The sequence below is a fragment of the Sphingobacterium sp. UBA7253 genome, from assembly GCF_002472745.1.
GTDB lineage: Bacteria > Bacteroidota > Bacteroidia > Sphingobacteriales > Sphingobacteriaceae > Sphingobacterium > Sphingobacterium siyangense.
In genome coordinates this window covers 19,013-23,832 of record NZ_DKSP01000025.1, presented here as the reverse complement: position 1 = coordinate 23,832, position 4,820 = coordinate 19,013, and the positions used below count along the sequence as shown (strand labels likewise).

The 4,820-nt window shown below is 37.0% G+C and carries 7 protein-coding genes; 2 read left to right on the top strand and 5 right to left on the bottom strand.

Annotated elements, in window-relative coordinates:
* From B2X72_RS01720 to B2X72_RS01705, 4 genes are all read right to left on the bottom strand, one after another.
* The coding region (locus B2X72_RS01720) for a c-type cytochrome (protein WP_286848150.1) at positions 1 to 264 on the bottom strand (264 nt) is incomplete at its 3' end.
* A 1-nt stretch (position 265) separates the two neighbouring features.
* Positions 266 to 913, bottom strand: a complete 648-nt coding sequence (locus tag B2X72_RS01715) for an SCO family protein (RefSeq protein ID WP_286848149.1) — start codon at positions 911 to 913, stop codon at positions 266 to 268.
* Positions 914 to 1,014: 101 nt separating this feature from the next.
* Entirely contained in the window at positions 1,015 to 1,437 is a 423-nt protein-coding gene (locus B2X72_RS01710; RefSeq protein WP_088161681.1) for a transposase, read from the bottom strand.
* A gap of 41 nt (positions 1,438 to 1,478) precedes the next feature.
* Positions 1,479 to 1,976 carry a PaaI family thioesterase gene (locus B2X72_RS01705; RefSeq protein ID WP_070563819.1) on the bottom strand — a complete coding sequence of 166 codons (498 nt, stop codon included), beginning with the start codon at positions 1,974 to 1,976 and terminating at the stop codon, positions 1,479 to 1,481.
* 91 nt (positions 1,977 to 2,067) lie between these two features.
* Here B2X72_RS01705 and B2X72_RS01700 point away from each other — a divergent pair, with 91 nt between their 5' ends.
* Positions 2,068 to 3,300, top strand: coding sequence for an MFS transporter (locus B2X72_RS01700; protein WP_286848148.1), 1,233 nt, complete (start codon positions 2,068 to 2,070; stop codon positions 3,298 to 3,300).
* Positions 3,301 to 3,544: 244 nt separating this feature from the next.
* Here B2X72_RS01700 and purN read toward each other — a convergent pair whose 3' ends face one another.
* Entirely contained in the window at positions 3,545 to 4,117 is a 573-nt protein-coding gene (purN, locus tag B2X72_RS01695; RefSeq protein ID WP_070563826.1) for a phosphoribosylglycinamide formyltransferase, read from the bottom strand.
* Positions 4,118 to 4,274: 157 nt separating this feature from the next.
* Here purN and B2X72_RS01690 point away from each other — a divergent pair, with 157 nt between their 5' ends.
* Positions 4,275 to 4,769 (top strand): TlpA family protein disulfide reductase, encoded by a 495-nt coding sequence (locus tag B2X72_RS01690; protein ID WP_075992746.1) that lies wholly within the window; start codon positions 4,275 to 4,277, stop codon positions 4,767 to 4,769.
* Positions 4,770 to 4,820: the final 51 nt, after the last annotated feature.

Here is a 4,820-nt window from a genome sequence, read left to right as displayed (position 1 = left end):
TTCAAGTTCTCCGGAAGTCCCGTGCTTGATGATACAAGCAAGCTCCTGACGATGCGTTTGCAGAAAGGTAGTATCGGTTAGGGGAGGATAGAGATTTCCCAATCCTTCACCTTTCTCTCCATGACAATTTTGACAATGTGTTCGGTATACCTTTTGACCATTAACCGCATATTGTGCCGTTTTGATATCAACTTCCTGCTGACAACCAATCAAGATCGATAAAATAACCCCGATCGTTATACCTGTTGTTAAGAGAATGCGCATGTTACTTTTTAGCCCCACTCAAGAGTAAAGGTAAATCGTTTATCAATTTTTTCACCTGCTCATCGTTTGTACCGTCGTAGGCACCCCGAATTCTTTTATCCTTATCTATTAAGACAAGGTATCCTTGATGATCGTAACCTCCAGGTGCATTTTTATCTTCAGCGGTATAAACCAGGTATTGATTGGCTAGACCATATATTTCTGCTTTAGTCCCCGAAACAAATTGCCAGTGATTATTGATTACACCCAATTTATTGGCATAATCTTTCAGTACATAGGGTTGATCGTATTTAAAGTCTATACTATGGGACAGGAAACGAACTTCTTCATTATCCTTGTATTGTTGGTATATCTTTAATAGGTTGCGATTCATCGTCGGACAGATACTTGGACAATGGGTAAAGAAGAAGTTGGCGATATATACTTTGCCCTCAAAATCTTTGTCTGAAATCATTGTACTATCCTGATTGAGCAGTTTAAAAGGTGGAATAGTATGATAGACTGTATCTACGATTTGTTTTCCATCAACTGTTTTTTCTACAGCTTCTCTTTCGCCATAGATGGGTAAGCTTGTCTGGCTATTGTTTTTACAGGAAAATAAACCGAGTAAAAGGCCAGTTGCGCAGTAAAATTTAGTTATGGATCTCATGTGTTTAATAGTTTTGTTTGTTAAAGCTTGATTCCATCTTTACACGAACAATTTAATGTTAAGCTAAAGAGTGGCGGACTGTGTTATTTGAATTTTTGGATTTAAAAATTCTTTAATTTGTCTTGGCTTTCTTTAGAAACACTATCAAATATCTTTTTCATATCACTTACTTTTTGAAGCTCTGTTTCAAAATATTTAACATCTGTTGAATCCGGGTTATATCCTTTCATCCAGTCCATCATATGGTCTGTAGCACTTTCTAAATTAGCTTTCAATGTGCTTAGCTCTTTTCTTGTTAAATTGGTGTCTAAATCAGCCTTAGTTGTTTTTAGGTTTTTTAAATTTGCCAAAATAGAATCTATCTTAACAGCATCGCGGTCGAAATGAGCGATTTGAGGCATAATTTCATCATGTATCTTAATAGTTGAATCTTGCAGGGCTTTTACACCTGTTGCACCATTTCCCTGAGTTCCACATGCTGCTATTGCCAAGGATGCGATAGCTACAAACGCGATTTTATTCATGTTTTTTGTTTTTTTGGTAATTGGACAAATATATTAATTTCTTATGGCTCAATATTTCGATTTCTGGAAGGGAATGTAAAATTCAAGTCACGAATATAGGTTTCACAACGTACCGTGGCACAGAGATCGCCAGACTTATCTTTAATTTCCAGGGTAAAATCTTTTACTACTTTGCCTTTTGTACGGATAATATGGGCACATTCTTCAAGGATTTCCTCGGAGAGTTGCACAGAATATTCCACGCTGGTTTTGCCGGGTTTCTTAAAGGTGATCTGTGATGATTTTAACCAGGCCACCGTTTTTTTAAAACCAATCTTTTGAAGATACTGATCAATGAGGATGGGGAATATTGGATCTGCTGCAGAAAAGATCGTTCCGCCAAATAATGTTTTGTTGGTATTGATATTGAATGGTGTCTTATAAATTTTTACTTTGGCGCCTTGGAAGCCGGGGCTAATTTTTTTAACCCAGATTCCCTGAAATAGAAATGGTGGGTAAATACGTAATAGCCATGTTAAGGCAAGTGGACTATATCTCATGATGCAAAAGTAAAACAATGTGTCGGATTATTTTTCGAAATCTTGGTTTTATAGCTTCACTATGGTATTTTTACAGATCAAAAAACCTAAAATGTCAACAATAAAAGAAAAACAATCCAGCAAAAAAGTATGGTTACTGGTTATGATTGCATCACTGGGCTATTTCGTCGATATCTACGATTTGATTATTTTCTCCATAGTTCGTATTCAGTCCTTCACTGATATTGGCGTCCCTGCGGAAGAAATGCGGGTAAAGGGTGAATTTGTGCTCAATATGCAAATGGGCGGTTTGCTGTTGGGTGGAATTCTTTGGGGGATTATAGGGGATAAATTTGGACGTTTAAAAGTGCTTTTTGGATCGATTCTTTTATACTCTGTAGCGAACATTGCAAATGGTTTTGTACATGATGTGCTTATGTATGGTATTATTCGTTTTATAGCGGGCGTTGGATTGGCCGGAGAACTGGGGGCGGGAATTACCTTGGTTTCTGAAAGTATGCATAAATCAAAACGCGGTTATGGGACCATGTTGGTTGCCGGTGTCGGTGTTTTAGGCGCTATATTGGCCTATTTTGTCTCGGAAGAATTTGACTGGCGGACGGCCTACTTTGTCGGTGGTGGAATGGGCTTACTGTTGTTACTGTTGCGCATTGGCTCTTTTGAATCAGGATTATTTAAGGATCAAGATAAATCGGGTGTTGTGAAAGGAGATATCCGTATGCTTTTTACAAATAAAAGCCGGTTAAAACGGTATGTTAACTGTCTCTGTATTGGCCTTCCAATCTGGTTTGTTGTCGGTGTTTTGGTTACACAGGCTCCGGAAATCGGCAAGGCCTTGGGAGCTACAGGTACACTGAGTGCTGGTCAAGGGGTGATGTTTACCTATATCGGTATTTCTATCGGGGATGTACTGGCAGGAATATTCGCACAGATTTTAAAATCCCGCAAAAAAGTGGTGTTTATATGTCAATTAATTATCATTGGAAGTTCACTATGGTATTTATTGAGTGATGGTATTACAGCGACAAAGTTTTTAAGCATTGCCTTTATAATGGGTTTAGGAGTAGGATATTGGGCAACCTTTGTGACTATCTCAGCGGAACAATTTGGTACAAATCTCAGAGCAACTGTTGCAACGACGGCCCCCAATTTTGTACGGGGTGCACTCATTCCGTCAACAATGCTATATGGACTTCTAGTAAATGCATTTGGAATTGTGCCAGCAGCAATTACAATGGTTGTCGTTCTTTCGGGTATAGCAATTTATTCGTTGACCCAGTTAGAAGAAAGCTTTGATAAAGATTTAGACTACCTGGAAGAGTAGTCAACAAATAGCTATTTTTTTCGTCCCGGACATTTTTTACAGCGTTTGCCTTCTTTATATTTTTTGCAACACTTTTTAAAGCAGGCACAAGAAAAGTCAGAAAAAGGGTTCATAGCCGTATTCCGAAACTGAAACAACCCGGCTTTATTTTCTGACTCATCGATCTCCAACACAGATTCAATAACTTCGTTCATAATACAAAGTTACAATTTGTTTAAAACAATTCTAAATAATAGAATTGTTTTTACATTTTTTTGATAAGATTTTCAATTATTTTAGGGAAGTACTGATGTTCGAGTTGCTGCCCTTTAAATTTAATAATGTCTAAAGTATCGTTGGGATCCACTTTGAATCGTGCTTGGTATATAATTTCCCCCTCGTCAAAATGTTCATTTGCGAAGTGGATCGTAATGCCATGTTCCTCTTCCTTATTGGCCAAAACGGCTTTGTGCACATGGTCACCATACATACCTTTGCCACCATATTTTGGTAGGAGAGCAGGATGTATATTTATAATTTGATTTGGAAATGCTTTCAGAAGGTTATTCGGAACGAGCCAAAGAAAACCTGCCAAAACAATCAGATCAATATTTAAGTTTTTAAGAATATTGACAACGTTGTCGGTTTTGTAAAATTCATCACGATCAAATATATGTGCAGGTATTTCAAAATTGTCGGCTCGTTGAATAACGTAAGCATCAGGGTTATTGGATAAAATCAAGGCAACCTCAGCTTCATCTGAATACTTGAAATGTTCCATTATTTTTTGAGCATTGGACCCTGAACCTGAAGCAAAAATAGCAATTCGTTTTTTCACGATTAATAAGTATTAATAGATTTGATCGATTTAAAAATTAGCCCAAACTTACGGATTTTTTGTAAAAAAACTAAAATAATAGTTGACTGAAGCGCATTTTTAAGTATTATTGATTAAAATTAATTGAATAGTCACTGTTGGTTTAAATTTCTTTAACATGAGGTTCCTTTGTTCCCTATTTTTTGTAAGTGTATTTTTCTTATTTCAACCTGTTTTTGCACAGGCACCCAAAACACTTCCATCGTTTACTTTTGAGGAGGTCTATCAGGCTAACAAGTTTAATTCGGACAAGCTTCCAAAATCGGGTTATATTGTGTTGGATTTTTACGACCCGGGTTGTGGCCATTGCCAGAAAATGGGCGCTGGTATCGCACAGCACTTGTCCAAATTCAAGAATGTATCCTTCTATTTTATCTCCATGAATGACAAGCCTTATGTCGATGGATTTATTAATATGCATGCGAAGGCATTGAAAAGTGCCCCAAATGTCAAATTCTTGTTTGATGCTGGAACCCAATTTATTGAAAAATTTAAACCAAGCAATTACCCTTCGCTTTATATCTATGATGCAAAAACCAAAGTATTGGTACAGCATTTGGACGGCGAAGACGATATAAACAAGTTGTTAAAAGCTTTAGGTATTACAGGTTAAATGTTTAAAAATTAGCAATAAAAAAAAGAACGTCCGATAGTACTATCGGAC